The sequence below is a fragment of the Agrobacterium leguminum genome (assembly GCF_005144435.2).
GTDB classification, from domain to species: domain Bacteria; phylum Pseudomonadota; class Alphaproteobacteria; order Rhizobiales; family Rhizobiaceae; genus Agrobacterium; species Agrobacterium leguminum.
On the sequence record NZ_CP120212.1, the window covers coordinates 393,323 to 416,752 of the forward strand.

Genomic DNA, 23,430 nt, shown 5'->3' on the forward strand with positions numbered 1-23,430 from the left:
TTTTCCTAATGACGAATGCAATGCTCAGCGTTTTCCACATCGCATCACCTCCACAGTTGAGAGCAAGGCCTTTTGCCGAGGTCGACGTGGCCAATCCCCGCCGACACTCCGGCTGGTCGCGGAGCCTGCTGCTTTTGCCCACAACGGAATTGATCGTAAATCATTCTTTGTTGTCGGATGCGTGAAGGCATGCGCGCGCAACAAAAACCCCGGAGACCGAAATCCCCAGGGCCTTTGCTCGGTCCGCCGTCACCGAATAATCAGAGCTTGCCGTTACGTTGCTGGATCATCATGAAAGTATCGAACGTGTATTCCGCAAGCTGCATCCACAGATAACCTTCGCGCTTGAAGGCGACCTGATCTTCGTAGATCTTCTTGAAGTCCGGATTGGAGGCCGAAATATTGGCATAGACTTCCAGCGCGGCCTTGTAGCAGGCCTCGAGGATTTCCTGGCTGAACGGCCTGAGCACCGCACCTTCAGAGACGAGCTGCTTGATGGCGATCGGGTTTTTCGCGTCGTATTTCGCCATCATGCTGGTGTTGGCGAAGGCGCAGGCGTCCTGAAGCGCCGTCTGGTAGTTTTTCGGCAGGCTGTTCCACTTCTCCAGATTGACGAAGGAATGGATGACCGGGCCACCTTCCCAGAAGGCGGGATAATAGTAATATTTCGCCACCTTCTGGAAACCGAGCTTGTGGTCGTCATAAGGGCCGACCCATTCCGCCGCGTCGATGGTGCCTTTTTCCAGCGCCGGATAGATATCGCCGCCGGCGATCTGCTGCGGCACCACGCCGAGCTTTTCCACCACCTTGCCGGCAAGACCGGCGATGCGCATCTTCACGCCCTTGAAATCGTCGACGGTATTGATTTCCTTGCGGAACCAGCCGCCCATCTGCGCACCGGTATTGCCCGAAATCATGCCGTAGAGATTGTGCTTGGCGTAAAATTCGTTGAGCAGCTTGTTGCCGTTGCCTTCATAGAACCATGAGTTCGTGAGGCGGGCATTGAGGCCGAAAGGTATCGCCGTGCCGATGGCGAAGGTCGGATCCTTGCCGACGTAATAATAGGAGCAGGTGTGGCACATTTCCACCGTGCCGGATGATACGGCATCGGCCGCCTGCAGGCCTGGCACGATTTCACCGGCGGCAAAGGGCTGGATGGTGAAATTGCCGTCGGTTGCGGCGGCGACATGCTTGGCAATATCTTCCGCGCCGCCATAGATCGTGTCGAGCGATTTCGGAAACGACGACGTCAGGCGCCAGTTGATCTTGGTATTCTGCTGTGCAATGGCGGGCGCGGCCAGCGCTGCCGTGGCAGCTCCCGCAAGCGCACCTTTTTTCATAAAGGAACGGCGATCCATCTATATCCTCCCAGATATGAACGCTGCCCGCAGCTTTGAATTCCCCTCGTTGCTGTTCAGGCATCGCAGCAAAGTAAGCACGGTTACGGCCCGGCTGACAAGCACCCGCACCAAGAATTAATCGCGGAAAAACCGGCCTTTCCGGGAATTTTTGGAAACTCTGCTTCGTATTTTATTTTCAACTGAAATATCCCGGCATCGCCTTATACTTTAGGCGCATAAAGGATCGTCAGAACGCAAAACGCGTGCTTGACTTGGCCAGCCGGCAGTCGCACAAATTTCGAAGATTCGTCCCGGAGCCACCATGCCAAAACCCATTATCGCCGTTCCCGCCGACATCCGGCATTTCACCGGAGCCGACTGGCACGCCGCGCAGAACCAGTATGTTTCCGCCGCGCTGAAAGTGGCTGGCGTCATGTCCTTCATCGTCCCGGCCTTCGAGGACGGAAACGAGGTCGACGCCATTCTCGACCGGGTGGACGGCCTGCTCGTGTCCGGTTCCGCCACCAATGTGCATCCTGCCCTTTACGGAAAAGAGGCGCAGGAAAGCGACGGCCCGTTCGATCAGGCCCGCGACGCCACCAGCCTGCCGCTCATCCGCCGCGCCATCGAACGCGGCATCCCGATGCTGGCCATCTGCCGCGGCATTCAGGAGCTGAACGTCGCGCTGGGCGGCACGCTTGCGTCCGAAATTCAGGAGCAGCCCGGCATATGGGACCATCGCAAGCCGGAACATGACGACCGCGACGTGGCCTTCGCCATCCGCCAGCCGGTACATGTGCGCGAAGGCTCCTGCATTGCACAGCATCTCGGCATGTCGGGCGAAATCCAGATCAATTCGCTGCACCGGCAGGCGATCGCCGAGACCGCGCCACGCCTGCAGGTGGAGGCGACAGCGGCGGACGGCACCATCGAGGCCGTTTCAGTCATCGATGCCAAGGGATTTGCCGTCGGCGTGCAATGGCATCCGGAATATTGGGCTGAGACCGACGCCCCGTCGCGCGCTTTGTTCGAGGCCTTCGGCAAGGCCGTCCACGACTATCGGAACAGCAAGGCATGAACCGCCGTTAATCCCCGCGGGCTCACAGGAACACAAAAAAGGGGCAAGCCTGAAGGCCTGCCCCAAGTCTGGGAGGAGGATTTAGCGCTTTGCGCGTTTCTTCTGTCGGTAGACGTCGGCAACGACCGCGGCCACGATGATCAAGCCCTTGACGATTTCCTGATAATAGGCGTCCACCCGGAGGAAGGTGAAGCCCGACGTCATGACACCGAGGATGATGGTGCCGATCACCGTTCCGGTGATGCGGCCGGCACCGCCGGCGAGCGATGTGCCGCCGATGACGGCTGCGGCGATGGCGTCGAGTTCATACATCACGCCCATGCCGGCCTGCGCCGTCTGTGCGCGGGCGGCGGTGACAACACCGGCGAGACCGGCGAGCAGGCCAGCAATGGCATAGACCTTGATCAGATGCGCCTCGATATTGATACCGGACACGCGGGCCGCCTGCTGGTTGGCGCCGATGGCATAGGTAAACTTGCCGTAGCGGGTGTAACGCAGCGCCACGTGGAAGATGACGGCGACGACGAGGAACACCACGACCGGCCAGATGCCTGTGCCGATGAAGTTGAAACCGTCCGTCAGACCGGAGATCGGCTGACCCTTCGTATACCACTTGGAAAGACCACGCGCCGTCACCATCATGCCAAGCGTTGCGATGAAGGGCGGAATTTTGGTGCGGGCGATGAGTTGCCCGTTGATGAAGCCCGCAAGGGCGCCAGCCAATATGCCGACGGCGAGCGGTATGAAGAAGGGCAGATCGGTCAACCCCGGATAAAGCGCCCGCGGCCATGTGGACGATTGCGCCACGCTGGCGGACAGCATCGCCGTCAGGCCGACGACGGAACCGGAAGAGAGATCGATACCGCCGGTGATGATGACCTGGGTGACACCAACCGCGATGATGCCGATCACCGAGACCTGCAGGATCATGATCGTCAGGCGCTGCTGGTTCATCAGGAAGCTCTGGCCGATGAAAATCCAGCCGAGAATTTCATAAACCAGCGCGATGCCGATCAGCACGAAAAAGATATTGGCCTCCGGCGGGATGCGCCGGTGCGGCTTGCGTCCGGATTTTGCGTCCAACTCTGTGTTGGCGGCGGCGTTCGTATTCATAGTCATTCCTCCTCGAGAAATCCCGGCGCGCCTCACCGCGATGCGAGATCCATCACTTTAACCTGCGTGGCTTCACTTCTATCGAGGAAGCCCGTCACCCGACCTTCATGCATGACCATGACACGGTCGCTCATACCCAGAACCTCCGGCATTTCGGAGGAAATCATGATGACGGCGACGCCCTGGCGCGCCATCTCGCAAACCAGCTTGTGAATTTCCGCCTTGGCCCCGACATCGATGCCGCGTGTCGGCTCATCCAGAATGAGAATACGCGGCTTGGTCAGCATCCAGCGGCCGATCAGCACCTTTTGCTGGTTGCCGCCAGACAGGTTCTCGATGCGCTCGTAAAGATGCGGCGTCTTGACCCGGAGCTTGCGGCACATCTCCTCGCAGGCATCCGACAGCGCATTTTCCTGCACGAAGCCATTGGCGACATATTTGTCCTGCAGGACGGCGATCTGCATGTTCTCCAGAATATTCAGGATCAGCAGGCATCCCGTATCCTTGCGATCCTCGGTCAGAAACGCCATGCGGTGACTGATAGCCTTCGTCGGGCTGTCGATCGAAACCGGCTTGCCGTCGATTGCAATCGTGCCCGAGGATGCGGGCGTTACACCGAACACCGTTTCCGCCACATTGGAGCGGCCCGATCCGACAAGGCCGGCGACGCCGAGAATTTCACCGGCGCGCACCTCGAAGGAAATGTCATGGAAAACGCCGTCGAGCGTGAGATTCTTGACCGAAAGCACCACATCGCCGATCGGAACCTCTTCCTTCGGGAACATCTGGGTGATTTCACGGCCCACCATCATGCGGATGATGTCGTCACGCGTTACATCGGTCGAGGCGTGGGTGCCGATATATTTACCGTCGCGGAAAACCGAAAATTCATCGGCGATCTCGAACAGCTCGTTCATCTTGTGGGTGATGTAGACGATACCGATACCGCGTTCCCGGAGATCGCGGATGATGCGGAAGAGATGCTCCACCTCGCGCTCCGTCAGCGCAGATGTCGGCTCGTCCATGATGAGAACATCGGAATCATAGGAAACCGCCTTGGCGATCTCGACCATCTGACGACTTGCCACCGAAAGCTCGCCGACGCGGGTTTCCGGGTCGAGATCGATGCCGAGCCTTTCCAGCAGCGTTTCGGTGCGGCGATACATTTCGCCGTGATCGATAAGGCCCAGCCGGTTTTTCGGCTCGCGGCGTATCCAGATGTTTTCCGCCACCGTCATATAAGCCATCAGGTTCAGTTCCTGATGGATCATGGCAATGCCGTTTTCCAGCGCATCGAGCGGGGAATCGAGACGTATATCGGCGCCTTTCAGGCGAATTTCGCCACTGTCCGGCTGGTAGATGCCGGCCAGTATCTTCATCAGCGTCGATTTTCCAGCGCCATTCTCGCCCATCAGCGCATGCACGGTGCCGCGCTTCAGCTTGAACTGCACATCATCAAGCGCCACGACGCCGGGAAATTCCTTGCGTATGCCTTCCGCCGCGAGAAGATACTCCGCATTCGGCACGGCTCCGCTGGCGCGCACGGCGGCCATTGTCGATGGACTGACGACCATCTCATCCTCCACAATAGACAAAAATGACCGGAAACAGGCTTCGCCAGACGGCGCACCTTGCCTCCGGGGAGGCTTGCAGCGCCATGTCGATCACGACATGAAAGGCGCTGCAACACTTTGAATTCACTGAAATTCAATCGTAATCCGCTCGCGCACCGAAGCTTGTCTTCGGCGCCGTCGGAAACCGGCATCTGCCTCCAATATCGATCTGAACGGGCGCAGATGCCGGAAGGCGGCCGTTAGTTCTTGGCCACGTAGTCCTTGACGTTTTCAGGCGTGACGAGCTGGAAAGGAATGTAGACCTTCTTCTCCACCTTGTCGCCCTTGACGAGCTTCAGCGCGGCATCGAGAGCGCCCTTGCCCTGCCCTGCCGCATCCTGGAACACCGTCACATCCAGATCGCCCGCCTGCATCGCGGCAAGGGCGTCCTGCGTGGCGTCAACGCCGGCGACGACATAGCTCTTCATGTCCTTGCCTGCGGCCTTCAGGGCCTGGATCGCGCCAATCGCCATTTCATCGTTGTTGGCGATGACGGCATTGAATTCGATGCCGCTGGAAAGCCAGTTGGTGACGAGGTCGGAACCCTGCGTGCGCTGCCAGTTCGCGGTCTGCTCTTCAACAACCGAAATGCCCTTGCATTCGTCGGTCTTCAGAACGTCCTTGGCAGACTGCGTGCGCATGCGTGCCGCCTGGTTGGAAAGCTCACCCATCATGATGACCGCATTGCCCTTGCCACCGAGAAGGCGGCAAACTTCTTTCGCTTCAAGCGTGCCAGCCACCGTCTCGTCGGAGGCGACGAATGCCTGGCCGTCCGGCAGGCTATCGACGTTCACCGGCTGGCGGTTGACGTAAACCAGCGGAATCTTGGCGTCGGCGGCGAGCTTCGACATGGCCGCCGTCGCATCCGTATCAACCGGGTTGACGATGATCGCGTCGACCTTGGACGCGATGAAATTCTGGATCTGGCTCTGCTGCTTGGCAACGTCGTTCTGGGCGTCCTCGACCTGCAGGGTCACGCCCTTCAGTTCCTTGGAATAATCCTGCATGCCGTTGCGCAGCACGGTCAGGAAGTTGTCGTCGAACAGCGCCATCGAGACGCCTACGGTCTCCGCATGCGCCGCCGTGCCCAGAAGCACAGACATGGCTGCGCCGATGATAAATTTCTTCATTGTTTTCTCCTCCTCGGTGTCCGGCGCCACCTCTCCCAGCCGGAGGCGAACCCGAGAGCCCGCCGCTACCTCCTCACAAACAGAAAACGGAATAATGAAACCGATTTTCTGTCTGTTCGATATATTTATTCCATTTTTGGTCCGAACGTCAATGCTTTCTTCGCAGCAGGGCGGCGAAGCGGCACACAAGGCGGTGATTAAGGAGGATTTCAGGAGGAAGGAGTTCCGGGGCGGACTGCCGGGAACCGCGCCGAAGCTTTTTCAACGTTACCCCCACTCCTCAGGCGAGGATCGATAAGCTGTTGAAATCATGGATCCTCGGGCCGAAACCGAGGATCACGAGGAATATGGCGGAACGTCCGTTTTCAATGCCGGACCCGCAGACCCCGCCATTGGCAAGGCCACCGGCAGATCACATCTTTTAGCTTGCCGCGCCCAGTGAGGCACCATTCCACCGGCGAAAATACGCGGTAAGGAAACGGGTTCAGCAGAATGGGCGTGTTGGTGCAGCACGTTCTATCGATGGGAACCGGGCATGACATCGGCGGGAATCGGGCAGACATATTTGCTGCCTTCGGTCTTTTCCTGCCATTCCCTTTTAGCATTGGCGAGCAGTTCCGGCGAGGCCATCAGTGCAAAGCCGGTCGATGCGAGCGCTTTGGCGGCATGGGCCATGGCCTTGTGAGCGGCGGGGCTTTTGCCCTGCGCCACCACCTGCCAGGTATGCGGATTGGTGCCGATCGCCCAGGCGGGCGTCCAGCACTGTGCGGTTGGCGTCACCCAGCTCACATCACCGACATCGGTGGAACCCGCCCTAAAATGCGACTGGCCCTCGAAATCGCGCAGGCCGAGATGCAGTGGTGTCGATCCGTCGATCTTCTGGTTGGAAAAGACATCGCCCTTGATCTGGTAGAGCCGGATGCTGCTTTTGATCGCCTCGTCAGTGAAAGTGTCCTGAATGCGTTTGGCAAAAGCGATATCCGCCTCGTCGAAGGCGATGGGGCCTAGCGCCACCATATTTTCATGCATCGCCGTCTCCAGCGTGATGTTGGGCAGGAGATTGGTGGAGGCAGTATCGAAGACGATTTCCACCTCTGTTTCGGTCATCATCGCCGCGCCGCGCGCAACCTTGTCCACCCGTGCAGCAAGATCGAGCGCCTGGCGCATTTCCGGGGCACGGATCAGATAGAGCACTTCCGCCCTGGCCTGCACCACGTTCGCCGCCTTGCCGCCGGTATCGGTGATTGCATAATGCACCCGGCAGTCCTGCGGCATGTGTTCGCGCAGGAAATTGACGCCGACATTCATCAGTTCGACGGCATCGAGCGCCGAACGCCCGAGATGGGCAGCGTTGGAGGCATGGGCCGCAACGCCCTTGAAACGATAAAAATATTCCAGCACGGCCAGATTGTTGGTGGAGCGTACGCCGTTGAAGGGCGCAGGATGCCACGTCAAAGCCGCATCGACATCGTCGAACAGCCCGGCGCGCACCATGAAGGTCTTGCCGGAACCGCCCTCCTCGCCGGGGCAACCGTAATAACGCACGGTACCGGGCAGATTATTGGCTTTCAGATGCCGGGCGAGCGCAATAGCAGCCATCAATGAGCCGACGCCAAGCAGGTTGTGGCCGCAGCCATGGCCGGTGGCGCCCGCCTCGCGCGGCTGCACCTGCGCCACATCGGCCACCTGACTCATACCGGCCAGCGCATCGAATTCACCGAGAAAAGCGATGACCGGCTTGCCGCTGCCGAATTCGCCTATGAAGGCCGTTTCCATACCTGCCACTCCACGGCGAACCGCAAAGCCGTTTTCCTCAAGCGTGGCTGCCAGAACGCCGGCAGATTGCTGCTCCTCGAATTTGAGTTCGGCAAAATCCCAGATGCTGTCGCTTAAGGTGGTGAAATCGGGCTTCATTGCCTCGATTTCGGCGGCAATCGACATCACGGCGTCACGGTTCATGGCTTGTCCTCGCATTTCCGCCCTTTTCGGGCACGCGCAAGCGCTTCGGCGGATGCACCGCCAAATCCTTGCACCCTATGATGGAAAGCCCGCGCCGGGGTCCGCCTCCGGCGCGGGCATAGTGGATCAGTTGTCGACCGAGACTTCCCAGAGACGGGCGTTCGACTGCCAGACCGGCTGGCCTTTCAACTTCTTCGTCGCGCCCCATACATCGACCATGTCGTAGAGGAAGATGCCCGGCATTTCCTTCAGCATCAGCTCGTGGAACTCGTCGAAAATCTTCTGGCGCTTTACCTGGTCGGCCTCGACATAGGCCGCCTTCATCAGCTCGATCGCCTTCGGATCGTCCCACATCAGGGAGGCGTTCTTGTCCTTGTTGCCGACATAGAAGGCATACATCAGGGCCGGGTCGAGACGCGGGGCGACCGACTGCGAGATCACCTGATAGTTGCCGGAACGGCGGCGATCCACCTGCGTGGCATAGTCCAGCACCTCGATCTGCACATTGAGGCCCGCCTGCTGCATCATGGCCTGCGCCATGACGGCGGCCGGGAAGCTCGGCACGTTGCCGCGCTTGTTGGCGATGATGGAGATCGGCTCGCCCTTGTAACCGGCGGCCTCCAGCTCCTTCTTCGCGGCCTCGACATCATAGGCCGGGCGCTTCTTCTGGGCCTCGTCATAATAAACCGAGTCCTGTGAGACCATCGAGCCGTTGGCTTCACCCGTGCCGTTCGATGCGGCGGCGACCAGTTCATCGAGATCGAGAGCCATCGCCATGGCGCGGCGCACGCCGGGATTGCTCAGTACCTTGTCGCGGGTCTGGATATAGAACAGGTTTTTGCCGTTGTTGCGGGCAACGATGAGCTGCATCGTCTCGTTGGTTTTGAACTCCGGAATGAGATCGGGCGAAATCTCGGCCGTGTCCAGCACGCCGGATTCAAGACCCGCCTTCACCGTCGAAGCATCTGGAATGACCATGAACTTGATGCCATCGGCGAGCGGCCGCTTCGAGCCGACCATGCCGTCCGGCTTGCCGTCATTTGCCGGCGAAACATAATCGGCAAATTTGGCGAGGCGGATATATTCGCCTTTCTTCCACTCGTCCCACTGGAACGGCCCGGTGCCGATGGGCTTGGCGAAGCTGCCATCGGCAGCAACCGATTCCGGCGAGATCATGCCGGTATAACCGCATTCCGGCCGCGACATGAGGCCGAGGAAAACGGCGGAGGGTTTTTCGAGGGTAATCTCGACCGTCGATGCATCCGTGGCCTTGACGCCGGTGACGTGTGCTGCCCCGCCCTCAGCAAAATCGTTGAGGCATGCCCATTTGGTTTCCGGCTTCAGATAGCGCGTCCAGTTCCAGACGACATCCTCTGCGGTGAGCGGCTTGCCATTGTGGAACTTCACATCCTTGCGCAGCTTGAACGTATAGGTCAGGCCGTCGGCCGAAACATCGACGCTTTCGGCGAGAAGCGGCTTCACCTCTCCGGCATTGTTATAACCGACAAGGCCCTCGACGATGTGCAGGATCACCCCGTCCGTATTGCCGTCGCGGTTCACGCCGGGATTGTTGCTGCGCAGATCCGAACTTTGGGCGATGGTGATATCGCGTGCTGCGGCCATATTGGCGGTCACGAGCAGGGCAACGCCTGCGAGAAGAAGTTTTTTCACTGTTCTACCCTCTTTGTTGTCGTTGATTGTGATTGATTAAAAACCGTCCCAGCAGGCCTGTGCCAGCCGACCGATCGTTTCGAGCGCGATGGTGTATCCCGGCGTGCCGTCAGGCATCACCTGCGGCACCTCATCGGTATAGGTGGTGATGATGAAGGACGGCGCGCCGTTTCTGTAGACGATGCCGGCATCCATGCGCCCGCGCTTGCCGCGACCGCTCTTGCTGGCCACCACGGCCTCGAAAGGCAGGCGGGAGCGGATTCCATAACGCAAAATCTGGTTCTTCAGCGTCTGCATGGCCCATTCGCACAATTGCGGGCTGCAACCGAGTTTCGCCTGCGCATCAGGTGAGGATTGCGCATCGAGAATGGTCTGCAGCAGCAGTACCTGATCCGCCGCCGAGGTGGTGGTGACGGTCTTCAGCGGATGGTCAGCCGCCAGCGCCAGCGGTGGAATGAGGAAACGGTGGTGGGTATTGGCCATGCCGAGCGATTTGCAATAGCCGTCCACCTCTTCCAGCGTCAGCCTCTCCAGCACCATCTTGGTGCAGACATTGTCGCTCAGCACCATCATGCCGGCGACGGCATCGCGCAGCGAAATGACGATACCCGGCGTCATATAACGGAACATGCCGCTCGCGACCTCTTCCGCCAGCCGCTTTTCATAGGTGACGGGCTGGTCGAGATCGATCCGCCCTTCGCTGGCGGCCTTGAGCACGGCCATCATGATCGACGTCTTGCGGGTGCTGCCCGATGGCGTCTCCTCGTTTTCTCCCCGGCCGATCTCTTCGCCGGTCAGGAGATTGCGCACCATGAAGCGCGTCACGAAAGGCTGTGCATCACAGATCGCATTCAGTTGGGCAGCCACGGTCATAGTCATCTTCCTGTTAAACTTCATCTTCGAGACGCCATTTGAGTGTCACGCCGCCCTTTTCATTCTGGTCGAGGGCGGGAATGGCCGAGAGCAGCCGGCGCGTATAGGCCTCTCTCGGACTGTCGAAAATCGTGTCGCGATCACCCTCTTCGATGATGCGGCCGTCCTGCATAACGACGACACGGTCCGCCACCTGCTCCACCACGCCGAGATCGTGGCTGATGAAGAGGCAGGAAAAACCGTAACGTTTCTGCAGATCGGAAAAGAGATCGAGCACCTGCGCCCGCACTGTCACGTCGAGCGCGGAGACCGGCTCGTCGGCGATCAGGAACCGCGGGCGGCGGGCAATGGCGCGGGCAATCGCTACGCGCTGGCGCTGGCCGCCGGAAAGCTCGTGCGGATAGCGGGCGGCAAAGTCGGCGCCGAGCCCCACTTCCTCCAGCGTTTCCAGCGCCCGCTTGCGCTTGGCGGCTTGATCGAGGTCAGGCACGAGGCGCAGCGCCTCCTCCACCAGCGCCAGAATGGTCATGCGCGGATCGAGCGAGGAATAGGGATCCTGAAATACCATCTGGCAGTTGAGGCGATAATCCTTCCAGTCCTCGTTGCGCTCGCGGCCCTGAAAGCGGATATGTCCTTCGCTTTCCTGCACAAGCCCCGCAATGGTGCGGCCAAGCGTCGTTTTGCCGGAACCGGAACCGCCGACGAGCGCCACGACCTCGCCCTCATGAATATCGATGCTGACGCCATGTAGCGCCCGCTTCGGTTTGGCCTTCTTCAGCAGCGATTTGCGGCCGGCATAATCGACAACGATATCGCGGGCCGAAACCATCGGCGCCTTGGATGTATCGATGCTGCGCGGCTCGCCGCGGAATGGCAGGGAGGAAAGCAGTTTTTTCGTATAGGGGTGCTGCGGGGCATCCAGCAGATCCTCGGTGCGGCCCTGCTCGACAATTGCGCCTTTTTCCATCACCACGATGCGGCTGGTATAACGCACCACCATCGGCAGATCGTGGCTGATGAGGAGAACGGCAGTGCCTTCCGCCCGCGTCAGCTCCACCATCAGCTCCATGACATCGCGCTGGATGACCGCGTCCAGCGCCGTTGTCGGCTCGTCGGCAATCAGCAAAGCGGGTTTCAGCAGCATGACCGAGGCCAGCATGATGCGCTGGCGCATGCCGCCGGAAAACTCGTGCGGATAGGCCGTCAGCGCGCCTTCGGGATCGCGGATGCCGACCCGGCGCAGCATGTCGAGAATTCTCTCACGCCGCTCTTCGGGCGACAATTTCGTGTGAAGGATCAGCCCCTCTTCCAGCTGCCGGCCAATTGTCATCGATGGGTTGAGGGAGGTCATCGGCTCCTGAAACACGACGCCGATCTCCGCGCCGCGCAGACGCCGAAGCTCCTTCACCGGCAGGGACATGACATCCTGCCCCTTGTAGATGATCGATCCGCCGGTGACGGCGATGGCCGGAGGCAGAAGCGAGATGAGCGCGCGGGTTGCGAGCGTCTTGCCCGAGCCGCTTTCGCCGACGATGCCGAAGATTTCGCCCGCGGCAATGTCGAAGGAGACATCCTTGACCACCCGGTGGCCGGTTCTGGCGACTTCGAGCGAAAGGCCGCGAACGGTGAGAAGTGTATTATCCGTCATTTGAGACCTCTCATGCGCGGGTCAAGCCTGTCGCGCAGGGCATCGCCCAGAAGATTGATGCCAAGCAGCGTCAGTGCGATGCAGAGACCGGGGAAAAGCCCGAGCCACATGGCCTGCTGGATGAAGGGCCGGCCGGCGGCCAGCATGTTGCCCCATGTGGGCGCCGGCGGCGGCACGCCGAGGCCGAGGAAGGAGAGCGCGCTTTCCGAGAGGATGGCCCAGCCGAACATGGAGGTGGCAAGAACCGTGATCGGCGCGATGCAATTGGGCAGGATGTGGCGGAACATGGTGTAGATCTCACCATTGCCCATTACCAGCGACGCCTCGATGAATTCCCGCTCACGCAGAGAAAGCACCGCGCCGCGCACCACACGCGCCATGGATGGCGTATAGGCGATGCCGAGCGCGAAGATGATGCCATACTGGTTGGCGCCGAAAACCGCGAGCAAGCCGAGCGCCAGCAGAATGCCCGGAAAGGCGAGAAGCGCATTGTTGATGGCCATGATGACGCCATCCACCCAGCCGCGTGCATAACCGCTGACGAGGCCGATCAGCGTGCCGCAGATCGTCGCGAAGCTGACCGTCAGGAAGCCGATCCAGACGCTGGCGCGGGCACCGACCATCAGACGGCTCAAAACATCGCGTCCGAATTCGTCGGTGCCGAGAAGATGGCTGGCGCTTGGGCCGGCCAGACGCGAGGCAAAGCCGAGCTTCATCGGGTCATAGGGGGTCCAGAACAGGCCGGTCACGGCGGTGATGAGCAGGAGGGCGATGAGAAAGCCGCCGATAAGCCCGTTAAGTGTGAACTTTTTCATTCGGCAACCACACGCGGATCGAAGAGGGGATAAAGAAGGTCGACGAAGAGGTTGACCAGTACATAGGACAGGGAAACGAACAGCAGGCAGCCCTGAATGACGGGGTAATCGCGGGCGAAAATACTGTCGACCATCAGCCGTCCGAGGCCGGGAATGGTGAACACCGTCTCGATGACGGCGATGCCGCCGAGGAGATTGCCGAGGATGAGGCCGATCATCGTCCATGTCGGGCCGAAGGCGTTCTTGAAGGCGTGCCGCCAGAGAACGGCGCTTTCCGAAAGGCCCTTGGCGCGGGCATGGGTGATGTAATCCAGCCGCAGCACTTCCAGTGTCGAGGCGCGCGCCATGCGGATCAGAACGCCCATTTCATGGATCACCAGCGTCATGACAGGCAGGACGAGATAGAGCATGCCGCCGACGAGATTGTCGCTGATCGACACATATCCCAGCACCGGCAACCAGCCGAGCTTGAGGCCGAAAAACAGAAGAAGCAGCAGGCCCAGCCAGAATGTCGGAATGGACAAAAGCAGGGTCGCCGTTCCCACCAGCGCAAGATCGGTCAGGCTGTTCTGTTTCCAGGCGGCGATCACACCGGCCGGAACCGCAATCAGGCTGGCGAGCAGCACCGCGACCACGACGATCTCGGCGCTGACGAGAAAACGCGACACGACCAGCGGCAGCACCGCCTCATCATTGACGATGGAGCGGCCGAAATCTCCCTGCACCACATTGCCGGCCCAGATGAGGAACTGTTGCGGCATGGATTTGTCGAGGCCGAGTTCGGTCCTCATCGCCTCTATCTGCTCCGGTTGCGCCATGTCGCCCAGCATCAGGGCAGCCGGATCGCCCGGAATGAAGCGGATGAGCGCAAAAACCGTGATCGACACGAATGCGATCGTCGGCAGCGCCATCAAAAGACGGCTCAGTATGAATCTTATCATCGGTTCCCCACGATTGATGGCAGGGAATGGTATCCCGCCTCTATCGGTTTCGTTGCTGGTGACTATGACGGATTGATAAATAAGGCGCAATATTATGCATAAACGTCATATATCTATGCAGAATGACGGCGCGTTTCATCCTGATGAGGACAATGAGATTTTCCGCCCAAAATCCCGTTTTCAGTCGATTTTTTGCGAAAGCTGGATTTCCCGCTTCAAGGCATCGCTCAGCGCCTGCGCGGCGATGGACAGCGGTGCGCCGGAAGCACGGGCTAGGCCGAATTCCTGCGTCGCCTGCGGAACGAATGGCCGGGCGGCGACCGGAAGGTGCCGGTAAAGATTCGCATAAAAACTGCTGATGATCGTGACCCCCAACCCATGCGCGACATAGGCGCAGGCGGAACTGTTGGTGTGGGTCTCGATCTTCACCATCGGCTTGACGCCGGCCTTCTTGAAAACCTGATCGAGCGCCATGCGGTTCGGCCGCTGCCGGCCGATCAGGATGAGCGGAACATTGCGCAGGTCCTTGACGGTGATTTCCTCAAGCCTGGCCAAGGGATGATCCTCCCGCACCACACAGACGCTCTTGCCGGTCGCAACACGCTCCACATCGATGCCCGGCCCGATCTCTCCTTCCATCCGCAGGAAACCGAGATCGATCACCCGCTCGCCGACGAGCTTGTTGATGGCGGTCGTCGTTTCGAAAAAAGTCTCGATGCGAACGCCGGGAAAATCCCTGACATAGTCGATCAGCATGGCGGGCGCGAAATTTTCCCACATGCTGCTCGGCAAGCCGATGCGGACGATTTCCGGACCGGCCGCGCCATTGCGCAAATCCTCGGCGTGGCCGGACATGCGGTCCACGGCAAGCAGCACGCTTTCCGCATCCCGGGCGAGAAGCACCGCCTCCGGTGTCGGGATCAATCGCCCCTTGTCACGGGCAAACAGCGTCAGCGACAAATCCGCCTCGAGCTGCGCCAGAAGCCGGCTGATACCGGACTGGCTGAGCCCCATGGCCTTGGCGGTGGCGATGGTGGAGCCGGTGGAAAGAAGCGTGCGCAGAACTTCGAGCTGCTTGATGTTCATGAGGCCAGCACCATGGGTGAAGAGACGAGCCGGTTTCGGTTCAAACGTTTTGCCGCCGATAGACCTTGATGTCACCGTTTTTTTAACGCCGCCACTTGGCCGGCACGGTCGCCGGTTACAATTCCACCTCATAGACCGTGTCATGGGTGGCCACACGCACCTCTCCCGATGGCGTCACCCAGCCGCGAAACATGCCTGATGTATTGTATGGCGCGGATATGCCGCCTTCGGCATCGATTGCGACGAGACCCGCGCCGATATCGTAGGGTGCCAAATCCTTATGGACGAGATTCCCGGCGGCGGTCTCCAGATCCTGCCCGAGATAGGCAACGCGGGACGCGATCTCGTGGCCGACGACATAACGGATGAAAAACTCGCCCTTGCCGGTGCCGGAAACGGCGCAGGCCCCATCCCGCGCATAGGTGCCAGCCCCGATCACCGGGCTATCTCCCACCCGGCCATCCGGCTTGTTGGTGTAGCCGCCGGTCGAAGTGGCCGCCGCGAGATGACCCATCGCATCGAGCGCAACTGCGCCGACGGTTCCGTGCTTTTCGTTTTCCGTCGCCTCCGTGCCGGTGGCGGCATGGCGCTTCATTGCCGCCAGCGCCTCAAGGCGCTTTTGGGTGGTGAAATAGGATTGAGGCTCGGTGGTGAGCCCCTTTTCCTTCGCAAAGCGGTCGGCCGCCTCCCCCGTCAGATAGACGGCACGTTCGTCCGCCATCAGCGCGCGGGCCGCCTTTACCGGGTTGCGGATGGCGCGGGAGGCGCTGATCGCACCCGCCGCCAGCGTTTCACCATCCATGATCGAGGCATCGAGTTCGTGAATGCCGTTTTCATTGAGCGCCGCCCCGTGGCCGGCGTTGAAATGCGGACTGTCCTCCATGACGACGACCGCCGCCTCAACCGCTTCAAGCGCGGTTCCGCCAGCCTTCAGCACGCCATAACCGGCGCGCAGCGCCGCTGCCAGATCGTCGCGCGCGGCAGCCCACTCCCCGGCCGTCATGCTGTCTTCCGGCATCACGCCGCAACCACCGTGAATGGCCAGTGCGATCTTCGTCATGTGCTCACTCCCTCGTCGCCCCGCCAGCGGCAGGGCCTCTTATCATCAATGAAAGGCGATATCGCCGATGACCCGCACCCGGACCCGCCGCGCGCCGCCCGGCAGATAGGCGATCGGAATATCCTCCACCTCAAGCGTCTTGAGGCTCGCCCGCTCCGCACCGGATGCGACCGCGGCGTTCTGCGCCTCGGTCTCGGCTTTCGCAAGGGCCTCGTCTCGGCTCAGGCCGGAAAAGACTTGATCCACCTCGCCGGAAACCTGCGCCATCGCCGCACCCAGCGCATTGGCAACGCCAGCATTTTCCACGCGCAACACTTCCGACGCACCCGGAACCGTCTCGGGGATCAGGAACGCCCCGCCGCCGACCGCAACCAGCGGCACGTCTTCGGCTGATGTCTTCATCTGGTCGAAACTGTCTGCCACCATATCGCGAATGCGTTGAAGCGTCGCCTGTACGAAGGCCGGATCGAGGTCTTTCACACGGTCGCGGTCACCCATCTCGATCAGGCCGGCGGCAACGGCGATATCCGATGTCGTCAGCGTCTTACCGCCGAAAACGCGGGCTTCCGTCAGGATGCGATAACCGACCGAGCGAGGACCGATCTTGCCCGTCTCAGGGTCGACGATAGTACCGCCGCCGAGCGCAATTGGCAGAAGATCGGGCATACGGAAGAGCGTGCGCACCCCGCCAATATGGACGATATTGTTCGCCTCGCGCGGAAAACCGCCGACAAGGCAGCCAATATCGGAGGTGGTGCCGCCGACATCCACCACCATGGCATCGGAAAGACCGGTGAGGAAGGCCGCACCGCGCATCGAGTTCGTCGGGCCGGAAGCGAAGCTGTGCACGGGGTTGGCGGCGGCCACATCCGCAAGCGCCACGGTGCCGTCATTCTGGGTCAGATAGAACGGCGCCTTCACGCCCGCTTCGCGCAGCGCATCCGAGAATGCCTGCACCGTGGTCTTGCCGAGCGTTTGCAGCGCAGCGTTCAGGAGGGCGACGTTTTCGCGCTCGAGAAGCCCGATGCGGCCAAGCGTATGGGAAAGCGTGATGCGTGCATCAGGGATCACCGAACGGACGATTTCCGCCGCCCGCACCTCGCACTCCGTCGTCAGCGGCGAGAAAGTTGCAGAAATGGCAATGGAGGTGATGCCCGCATCGCGGATTTTCATCGCCGCTTCGCGGATTTCATCGGGAACCATGGGCACCAGCGGACTGCCGTCATATTCATGGCCGCCATGCACCATGAAGATCAGCGGATCGACGGCATCGCGCAGATCTTTCGGCCAGTCGCACATCGGCGGCAGTGAAGAACCTGTTGGCAATGCGATGCGGATCGCCGCAACCCGCTCCAGCCGTGCGCGCTCCACCACCGCATTGGTAAAGTGCGTGGTGCCGATCATCACCGCATCAATCGGCCGGTCCGCCGCGCCTACGTGGCCCGCCACATGGGCAAGCGCCGCCTTTACGCCGGAGAGGACATCCTGCGTGGTCGGAACCTTGATGGAAGCGACGATGGTGTCTCCATCGATCAGAACGGCATCCGTATTGGTGCCGCCAACGTCAATACCGATGCGTTTCATGGGAATACCGATCTGAAATCAATGTCATAACCGAAGGCGCGCGGGCCGACGGCGGCGATGCCGGCAGGTGTTGTCAAAAGCTCCGGCGCCGGCAGGGCGACAACCGTGACGCGTTGGCCGTAACGCACCGATTCCGTACCGATGGCGCCGCCGGAAACCGTGTCGAGAAGGCAAAGCAGGTCGGGCGTCATGGCGACCGGCTGGCCATCGCGGAAGGCAACCGCCCATTCGTTCTGGAAGGCCAGCTCCATGCGCGAACCGCGGTCGGCATCGATACCTTCAATGGTCGTGCTGCCGCGCAGGAAACCACCGGTAGTCTCACGCGCCACATCCACCACCTTGCCACGGAACAGCTGCTTGCCGCCCTCGTGGTCGAGAACCGCCTGAACCGGATCGTCGTGGCGCGCACGTGCTGCCATCACCGCGCGCCCAAGTTCGGTCGCCTTGGTGACGGTGTAGTGAATGCCCCACTCCTTCACTTCCTTGCCGGTGCGGGGCGCCTTGCAGGTGGCGGCGGTGGAACCGACTTCGGTGCAGACCTTGCGCGAGATGCGCTCCATCCATTTCCAGGAGGCAGCCCGCGTGACGATCACCTCATTGTCGCGCACATCGACCAGCGACAGCGGGAACATCGGCAGGTTGCCGATGGCGAAGGATGTCATCTGCGCTTCGGGATAGGCGCGTCCCATGGCGTCTGCATTCACGACCGGCCGGTCGAGCACGGCCGCGGCGAGGAAGGACGACAGCGCATTGGAACCGCCGATTTCGACGCTCATGATCGCCCGAAACGGCTTGCCGAGATAATCTTCCATCACCTCGACAGCGCGGGCGAGATGCACGGGATCCCCCAGCCGCTCCTGACCGACAAGCGGCGCACCCATCTTGGAGACGACGGCAACCATGTCGTCATCGGCAAGCGCCATGGGATCCATGACCTTTACCCGCCTGCCCTCGGCATAAAGACGGCGCAGGTTGAGCGTCGATATATAGGGGCTGCCGCCGCCGCCGGTTCCAAGAATCCAGGCGCCGGTGGCCAGAGGTTCGATATCGTCTTCGGAAAATTCCTGGATCATGCGTCATCCTCGGGCATGCCGCAGCCTTTCCGGCCGCAGGCGATGCTCCTTCCCTTTGAAGTTCCAAGTCTCGCCAACCCCGCCTTTGTGGCGGGGCCGGTTTTCATGAGGCGGAGATCACTCCGCCTTGCAGTCCCAATGGAAATTGGAGAAGTTCAGGTCCCAGCTCTGCATGGGAATGAACTCGTAACCCTGAAGGCACTTGTTCGCCGCATAACGGCGGTTCGGCGCAACCGCCCAGACGTCAGGCTGAAGATCGGCGATCTTCGTCTGCAGTTCCTTGTAGGTTGTGTTCTGTTCGTTCACATCGGTGGTGGCGCGAACCTTGTCGATCAGGCCGTCGATTTCGGCATTCTGCAACCATTCCATCGACATCCAGGTGCCTGATGCCTTGGAGTGATACTGGTTGTAGAACATCGAATCCGGCGACGGATAGGTCGGCGAAATATTCACCTGCGTCGACGCAGGCGTCGTTTCCGGCTTGGAGGAAAGCTCGACGATGCGGTTCCACGGCTCCGGCTTAATATCGAGCGTGATGCCGATCTGCTCGAGGCTGGATTGCAGAAGCAGCGCCACTTCCGCCTCGAAGGCCAGCGAAGCGACATAGCTGTTGACCAGCGTGATCTTCTGGCCGGCATATTTCGACTTCGCCAGCTCTTCCTTGGCTTTTTCCAGATCGTAGACGCCTGGCTGGATATCGCCATTATGCGCATCCTTGAACGCGTCGGAGAGCGGTCCCTTCATGTCGAAACCGGGATAGATCACTTCCTGGATCGTCTTGTAGTCGGTCGCATAGGCGATGGCGCGGCGAACGTGCACGTCGTCGGTGGGATAGACCTTGGTGTTGAGCTTGATGACGAAACCGCCGGCGGTGCGGGTCTGGATCAACTTGTAACCCTTCATCCGGCCGATGGATTCATAGGTGTCGTTGCCAAGCCCGTGCGAGGAAAGGCCGAGTTCACCCTTTTCCGCCAGCGCCTTGACGGTGGCGTCGTCGCTGGTCTGCACGAAGCGCACTTCGTCAATCGGCTTGCCCTTGGTCCAGCCGAGGAAATAATCGGCATTGCGGGCAATGACCATATCGGCGGAACGGTTGTAGCTGACGAGCTTGTAGGGGCCGGAACCGGCGGAATGTTCGCCGACATAGGCCTCGCCCCATTTATCTTCGGGCTTGGCATTGGCCTCGATCAGCGTCTTGTTCATCGCCATCATCAGCGGCGTCGCCGCCATGAAGGGCGAGAACTGGCGCTCGATCTTCATGACCAGCGTGGCATCGTCAGGCGCGGTCACGTTTTCGGGCTTCAGCACGCCGACGATGAGGTTCGAAGGACCCTTGTTGATGCCGAGCAGGCGCTGGATCGACCAGGCAAGATCGGCAGCCTTTACCGACGTACCATCCTGGAATTTCGCATCGTCACGCAGGTGGAAGGTGTAGGTCAGGCCGTCTTCCGAAATCTCCCAGGATTTCGCCAGATGCGGCACGATTTCGCCCTTGGCGTTCACCGTGGTCAGGCCGTCATACATGTTCACGATGGCCATGTAGCCGGTATAGTCCGTCACCTTCGCAGGGTCGAGCGAGCTGAATATCTGCATGGTATTGACTGCGACCGATACCTTGTCTTCCGCAAGGGCTGCGGAAGAAACAAGCGGCAACGCAAGCGCCGTGCCAAGCGCCAGCGCGGCGAGACGGGAAGAGAGTACAGGCATTTTCATTATCGTTCTCCTCTTTATTGCGGGGCATTGACCCCGCTTATGGTTAGGCAGCCTTGCTGACCGGAACGGGCAGCGGTGAGAAAGGAATGTCCGGATAACCGAAGGCCGCCGGCCCGACGACCTCAAGCGCGCGGGCGCTGCGCAGCAGGTCGTGACAAGGGATGGCGATGACGGCCACGCGCTGGCCATAGCGCAGGACTTCGGTGGTGATCGGATAACCGGTGTCGACATCGAGCAGGACGATCAGGTCGGGAACCGTCACTTCCACCTTGCCGTCACGGGAAAACAGCAGGAATTCGTTCTGGATGGCGACGCCCGCCGTCTGGCCGGCGCAATCATCGAAGCCGGAGAGCGTGAGATCGCCGACCGCAAAACCGCCACGCAGGTGGCGCTTCAGATCGGTGATCTTGCCGTTGAAGATGCGCTTTCCGCCTTCCAGCGCGCAGACTGCGGCAATCGGGTCCTCCTGCTGCTTGCGGGCGCGGATCACTGCCTCACCGATGGCGATCGCCTTGGTGTAGGTTTTCGGAATGCCATACTGGTGCACGTAATGCGCCTGCATCGGCGCGGTCGCCAGCATCGCGCCGCCGCCCTGCGAAACGACGCAGGCGCGCGCCATACGCTCGTGCCAGACTTCGGAAACGGCATGACTGAAAATGACGGCATTGCCATGCAGATCGCACATCACCGACGGCGTGGAACTATGACCATAGATGGAGAAGGTGGTCATCTGCATTTCCGGGAAAGCCCGGCCCATGCCGTCGCAATCGAGAATCGGCAGGCCGCCCAGCGCCGCCGTCACCAGCGGGTTCATGGAATTGGAACCGCCGATTTCCTCGCAGACAATGGCGTCGACAGGCGTGCGGATCAGCTCTTCCATCGCCCGCAGGCAACGCAAGCCTTCGCGGCCTTCGCGAATGCGTTCGACACCAACGACAGGCGCGCCGATGCCGCCGATCGACATGCAGAGCGCGTCCGGCTCAATGGCGTCGGTTGCGAGGATTTTCATCTCGTAACCGGCCTTCATGGCTTCCAGCGCCAGAAGCTTACCGAGATAGGGATTGCCGCCGCCGCCCGTGCCGAGGATGCCAGCGCCGATTTCCAGCGCGTCGAGATCTTCACGGGTCAGCGTCCGCAATGCCGCTTCGTCATATTTCAGCTTGCGTGTCTCAGCCATGATTGGCTCCCATTTCTCCAACAACTTTCACATGAATGCGGGTGGCGTTACCGGGCAGGTAGGCAAGCGGCATATCCTCGCGCTCGATGACTTCCAGCGTTTCGGCAATCGCGCCGGCGGCAATCGCCTTTTCGCGTGCCTCCGCTTCCGCCTCGGCCAACGCGCTCTCGCGCGTGCGTCCGTCCACCAGCGAGAAGACCCGGTCGGTCTCGCCGCTGATCTGCGCAATCGCCGCGCCGACGGCATTGGCCACCGCGAAATTCTCAGGTCGGATGACCTCGAGGTCACCGATACGGTCCGGCATCAGGATGGAACCGCCGCCAACGGCAATCACCGGCACGGGCGACGACGAGATGCGGCTGCGCTCCACGCAGGCCTCGAGCATGTCGTTGATCTTGTCGACCGCCGAATCCACGAGCTTTTTGTCGAGGCTGGAGACCAGCGCCTTTTCGCCCACATCGGCCTTGCCGGAGGCAACGGCGATATCTGTCGCCGTGAGGGTAGAGCCACCGAAGCAAAGCGCCTCGCGGCGAACACGGTACCCGACGGATTTCGGCCCGACGGTCAGGCCATGGTCGCCATTGACCACCAGCGAACCGCCGCCGAGACCGATGGAGAAGACGTCCGGCATGCGGAAATTGGTGCGCACGCCGCCAATATCCACGGTGGTAGAGGCCTGACGCGGGAAACCATGTGACAGTGAGCCGACATCGGACGTAGTGCCGCCGACATCCACAACGACGGCATCTTTGAGACCGGTGAGGAAGGCCGCACCGCGCATAGAATTCGTCGGGCCGGAAGCAAAGGTGAGCACGGGGAAACCGCGCACCACATCCGCCGCCATCAGCGTGCCGTCGTTCTGGGTGATATAAAACGGGCAGGTGATGCCCGCAGCCTTCAACGCCTCGCCGAAAGCCGCAACGGTGCGGTCGGCAAGTGACAGCAGGCTGGCATTCATGATTGCAGCACTTTCACGCGCAAGCAGACCGTGACGGCCAATATCCTTGGACATCACCACCGGCAGGCCGGGGCAGCGTTCCTGCAGGATTTCCTTCGCCCGCAGCTCCATCGCTTCGTTGATGCCGCTGAAAACGCAGGTGACGGCAGCAGCCTTTAAGCCCTTGGCGCGGATATCGGCGGCGATGCGGACGATCTCGTCCTCATCGAGCGGCGAAATTTCGCGGCCGTCGAATTCGTAACCGCCACGCACCTGATAACCGTGGTTGCCGACGATTTCCCGGAGATCGTCCGGCCAGTCGACCATGGGCGGCAGGCCGGCGCCGGACGGCAGGCCGAGACGGATCGCGGCCACCTCATCCATATGCCGGCGCTCGATCACTGCATTGGTGAAATGCGTGGTGCCGATCATCACGGCGCCGATGCGCGCCCTGTCGATGCCCGAAGCCTCGATGACCTTTTCAAGGGCTTCGATGACACCGGACGTCACATCCTCTGTCGTGGAGGCCTTCACCCCCGCCAGAACGGTTTTATCCTGCAACACAACGGCATCGGTATTCGTGCCGCCGACGTCAATTCCAACGCGATACACGTCAGGC

19 protein-coding genes are annotated in these 23,430 nt (G+C 60.7%); 2 read left to right on the forward strand and 17 right to left on the reverse strand.

Annotated elements, in window-relative coordinates; translation table 11 throughout:
* Positions 1–260: 260 nt before the first annotated feature.
* Positions 261–1,358, reverse strand: a complete 1,098-nt coding sequence (locus CFBP4996_RS16330) for a TRAP transporter substrate-binding protein (RefSeq protein WP_003524575.1) — start codon at positions 1,356–1,358, stop codon at positions 261–263.
* A gap of 304 nt (positions 1,359–1,662) precedes the next feature.
* Here CFBP4996_RS16330 and CFBP4996_RS16335 point away from each other — a divergent pair, with 304 nt between their 5' ends.
* Entirely contained in the window at positions 1,663–2,418 is a 756-nt protein-coding gene (locus CFBP4996_RS16335) for a gamma-glutamyl-gamma-aminobutyrate hydrolase family protein (protein WP_020813283.1), read from the forward strand.
* An 81-nt stretch (positions 2,419–2,499) separates the two neighbouring features.
* Here the strand turns inward: CFBP4996_RS16335 and CFBP4996_RS16340 are convergent, their stop codons facing one another.
* From CFBP4996_RS16340 to CFBP4996_RS16350, 3 genes are all read right to left on the reverse strand, one after another.
* Complete coding sequence (locus CFBP4996_RS16340; RefSeq protein ID WP_003524582.1) at positions 2,500–3,531, reverse strand: ABC transporter permease; 1,032 nt, start codon at positions 3,529–3,531, stop codon at positions 2,500–2,502.
* 32 nt (positions 3,532–3,563) lie between these two features.
* A complete protein-coding gene (locus CFBP4996_RS16345) occupies positions 3,564–5,105 on the reverse strand; it encodes a sugar ABC transporter ATP-binding protein (protein WP_059753249.1) in 1,542 nt (513 codons plus the stop codon).
* Between the two features lie 239 nt (positions 5,106–5,344).
* Entirely contained in the window at positions 5,345–6,274 is a 930-nt protein-coding gene (locus tag CFBP4996_RS16350) for a sugar ABC transporter substrate-binding protein (RefSeq protein WP_003524584.1), read from the reverse strand.
* Between the two features lie 94 nt (positions 6,275–6,368).
* On the opposite strand from CFBP4996_RS16350, the gene CFBP4996_RS16355 reads away from it, so the two are divergent.
* A complete protein-coding gene (locus CFBP4996_RS16355; protein ID WP_121490340.1) occupies positions 6,369–6,572 on the forward strand; it encodes a hypothetical protein in 204 nt (67 codons plus the stop codon).
* 218 nt (positions 6,573–6,790) lie between these two features.
* On the opposite strand, the gene CFBP4996_RS16360 is transcribed toward CFBP4996_RS16355, so the two are convergent.
* The 13 genes from CFBP4996_RS16360 to CFBP4996_RS16420 all read right to left on the reverse strand — a co-directional run bounded on the left by CFBP4996_RS16360 (position 6,791) and on the right by CFBP4996_RS16420 (position 23,423).
* Positions 6,791–8,233, reverse strand: a complete 1,443-nt coding sequence (locus tag CFBP4996_RS16360) for a M20 family metallopeptidase (RefSeq protein WP_080854533.1) — start codon at positions 8,231–8,233, stop codon at positions 6,791–6,793.
* A gap of 126 nt (positions 8,234–8,359) precedes the next feature.
* On the reverse strand, positions 8,360–9,904 hold the full coding sequence (locus CFBP4996_RS16365) for an ABC transporter substrate-binding protein (protein WP_121490339.1): 1,545 nt from the start codon (positions 9,902–9,904) through the stop codon (positions 8,360–8,362).
* Between the two features lie 36 nt (positions 9,905–9,940).
* Positions 9,941–10,777 carry a serine hydrolase gene (locus tag CFBP4996_RS16370; protein WP_162936094.1) on the reverse strand — a complete coding sequence of 279 codons (837 nt, stop codon included), beginning with the start codon at positions 10,775–10,777 and terminating at the stop codon, positions 9,941–9,943.
* Between the two features lie 13 nt (positions 10,778–10,790).
* The gene (locus CFBP4996_RS16375) at positions 10,791–12,425 is read right to left on the reverse strand and encodes an ABC transporter ATP-binding protein (protein WP_080854531.1); all 1,635 of its coding nucleotides are present in this window, start codon (positions 12,423–12,425) and stop codon (positions 10,791–10,793) included.
* Positions 12,422–13,240, reverse strand: a complete 819-nt coding sequence (locus CFBP4996_RS16380) for an ABC transporter permease (protein WP_080854530.1) — start codon at positions 13,238–13,240, stop codon at positions 12,422–12,424. The genes CFBP4996_RS16375 and CFBP4996_RS16380 overlap by 4 nt, the downstream gene beginning before the upstream one ends.
* A complete protein-coding gene (locus CFBP4996_RS16385; RefSeq protein ID WP_003524593.1) occupies positions 13,237–14,181 on the reverse strand; it encodes an ABC transporter permease in 945 nt (314 codons plus the stop codon). Before CFBP4996_RS16385 ends, CFBP4996_RS16380 begins: the two co-directional genes overlap by 4 nt.
* 180 nt (positions 14,182–14,361) lie before the next feature.
* Positions 14,362–15,267 (reverse strand): LysR family transcriptional regulator, encoded by a 906-nt coding sequence (locus CFBP4996_RS16390; protein ID WP_080854529.1) that lies wholly within the window; start codon positions 15,265–15,267, stop codon positions 14,362–14,364.
* Positions 15,268–15,382: 115 nt separating this feature from the next.
* Entirely contained in the window at positions 15,383–16,327 is a 945-nt protein-coding gene (locus tag CFBP4996_RS16395) for an isoaspartyl peptidase/L-asparaginase family protein (protein ID WP_080854528.1), read from the reverse strand.
* A 45-nt stretch (positions 16,328–16,372) separates the two neighbouring features.
* Positions 16,373–17,911 carry a hydantoinase/oxoprolinase N-terminal domain-containing protein gene (locus CFBP4996_RS16400; RefSeq protein ID WP_080854527.1) on the reverse strand — a complete coding sequence of 513 codons (1,539 nt, stop codon included), beginning with the start codon at positions 17,909–17,911 and terminating at the stop codon, positions 16,373–16,375.
* Complete coding sequence (locus CFBP4996_RS16405) at positions 17,908–18,984, reverse strand: S-methyl thiohydantoin desulfurase family protein (protein ID WP_080854526.1); 1,077 nt, start codon at positions 18,982–18,984, stop codon at positions 17,908–17,910. The genes CFBP4996_RS16400 and CFBP4996_RS16405 overlap by 4 nt, the downstream gene beginning before the upstream one ends.
* Before the next feature lie 117 nt (positions 18,985–19,101).
* Positions 19,102–20,697 carry an ABC transporter substrate-binding protein gene (locus CFBP4996_RS16410; protein WP_162936093.1) on the reverse strand — a complete coding sequence of 532 codons (1,596 nt, stop codon included), beginning with the start codon at positions 20,695–20,697 and terminating at the stop codon, positions 19,102–19,104.
* A 43-nt stretch (positions 20,698–20,740) separates the two neighbouring features.
* Complete coding sequence (locus CFBP4996_RS16415) at positions 20,741–21,874, reverse strand: S-methyl thiohydantoin desulfurase family protein (protein ID WP_059753279.1); 1,134 nt, start codon at positions 21,872–21,874, stop codon at positions 20,741–20,743.
* Positions 21,867–23,423, reverse strand: coding sequence for a hydantoinase/oxoprolinase N-terminal domain-containing protein (locus CFBP4996_RS16420; protein WP_080854893.1), 1,557 nt, complete (start codon positions 23,421–23,423; stop codon positions 21,867–21,869). The genes CFBP4996_RS16415 and CFBP4996_RS16420 overlap by 8 nt, the downstream gene beginning before the upstream one ends.
* Between the last annotated feature and the right edge of the window lie 7 nt (positions 23,424–23,430).

Coding starts and splice junctions, on each gene's coding strand:
- CFBP4996_RS16395 (WP_080854528.1), bottom strand. CDS start 16,327: ATGACGAAGATCGCACTGGCCATTCACGGTGGTTGCGGCGTGATGCCG.
- CFBP4996_RS16350 (WP_003524584.1), bottom strand. CDS start 6,274: ATGAAGAAATTTATCATCGGCGCAGCCATGTCTGTGCTTCTGGGCACG.
- CFBP4996_RS16405 (WP_080854526.1), bottom strand. CDS start 18,984: ATGATCCAGGAATTTTCCGAAGACGATATCGAACCTCTGGCCACCGGC.
- CFBP4996_RS16400 (WP_080854527.1), bottom strand. CDS start 17,911: ATGAAACGCATCGGTATTGACGTTGGCGGCACCAATACGGATGCCGTT.
- CFBP4996_RS16330 (WP_003524575.1), bottom strand. CDS start 1,358: ATGGATCGCCGTTCCTTTATGAAAAAAGGTGCGCTTGCGGGAGCTGCC.
- CFBP4996_RS16390 (WP_080854529.1), bottom strand. CDS start 15,267: ATGAACATCAAGCAGCTCGAAGTTCTGCGCACGCTTCTTTCCACCGGC.
- CFBP4996_RS16340 (WP_003524582.1), bottom strand. CDS start 3,531: ATGAATACGAACGCCGCCGCCAACACAGAGTTGGACGCAAAATCCGGA.
- CFBP4996_RS16355 (WP_121490340.1), top strand. CDS start 6,369: ATGAAACCGATTTTCTGTCTGTTCGATATATTTATTCCATTTTTGGTC.
- CFBP4996_RS16370 (WP_162936094.1), bottom strand. CDS start 10,777: ATGACCGTGGCTGCCCAACTGAATGCGATCTGTGATGCACAGCCTTTC.
- CFBP4996_RS16335 (WP_020813283.1), top strand. CDS start 1,663: ATGCCAAAACCCATTATCGCCGTTCCCGCCGACATCCGGCATTTCACC.
- CFBP4996_RS16415 (WP_059753279.1), bottom strand. CDS start 21,874: ATGGCTGAGACACGCAAGCTGAAATATGACGAAGCGGCATTGCGGACG.
- CFBP4996_RS16410 (WP_162936093.1), bottom strand. CDS start 20,697: ATGAAAATGCCTGTACTCTCTTCCCGTCTCGCCGCGCTGGCGCTTGGC.
- CFBP4996_RS16375 (WP_080854531.1), bottom strand. CDS start 12,425: ATGACGGATAATACACTTCTCACCGTTCGCGGCCTTTCGCTCGAAGTC.
- CFBP4996_RS16380 (WP_080854530.1), bottom strand. CDS start 13,240: ATGAAAAAGTTCACACTTAACGGGCTTATCGGCGGCTTTCTCATCGCC.
- CFBP4996_RS16360 (WP_080854533.1), bottom strand. CDS start 8,233: ATGAACCGTGACGCCGTGATGTCGATTGCCGCCGAAATCGAGGCAATG.
- CFBP4996_RS16345 (WP_059753249.1), bottom strand. CDS start 5,105: ATGGTCGTCAGTCCATCGACAATGGCCGCCGTGCGCGCCAGCGGAGCC.
- CFBP4996_RS16385 (WP_003524593.1), bottom strand. CDS start 14,181: ATGATAAGATTCATACTGAGCCGTCTTTTGATGGCGCTGCCGACGATC.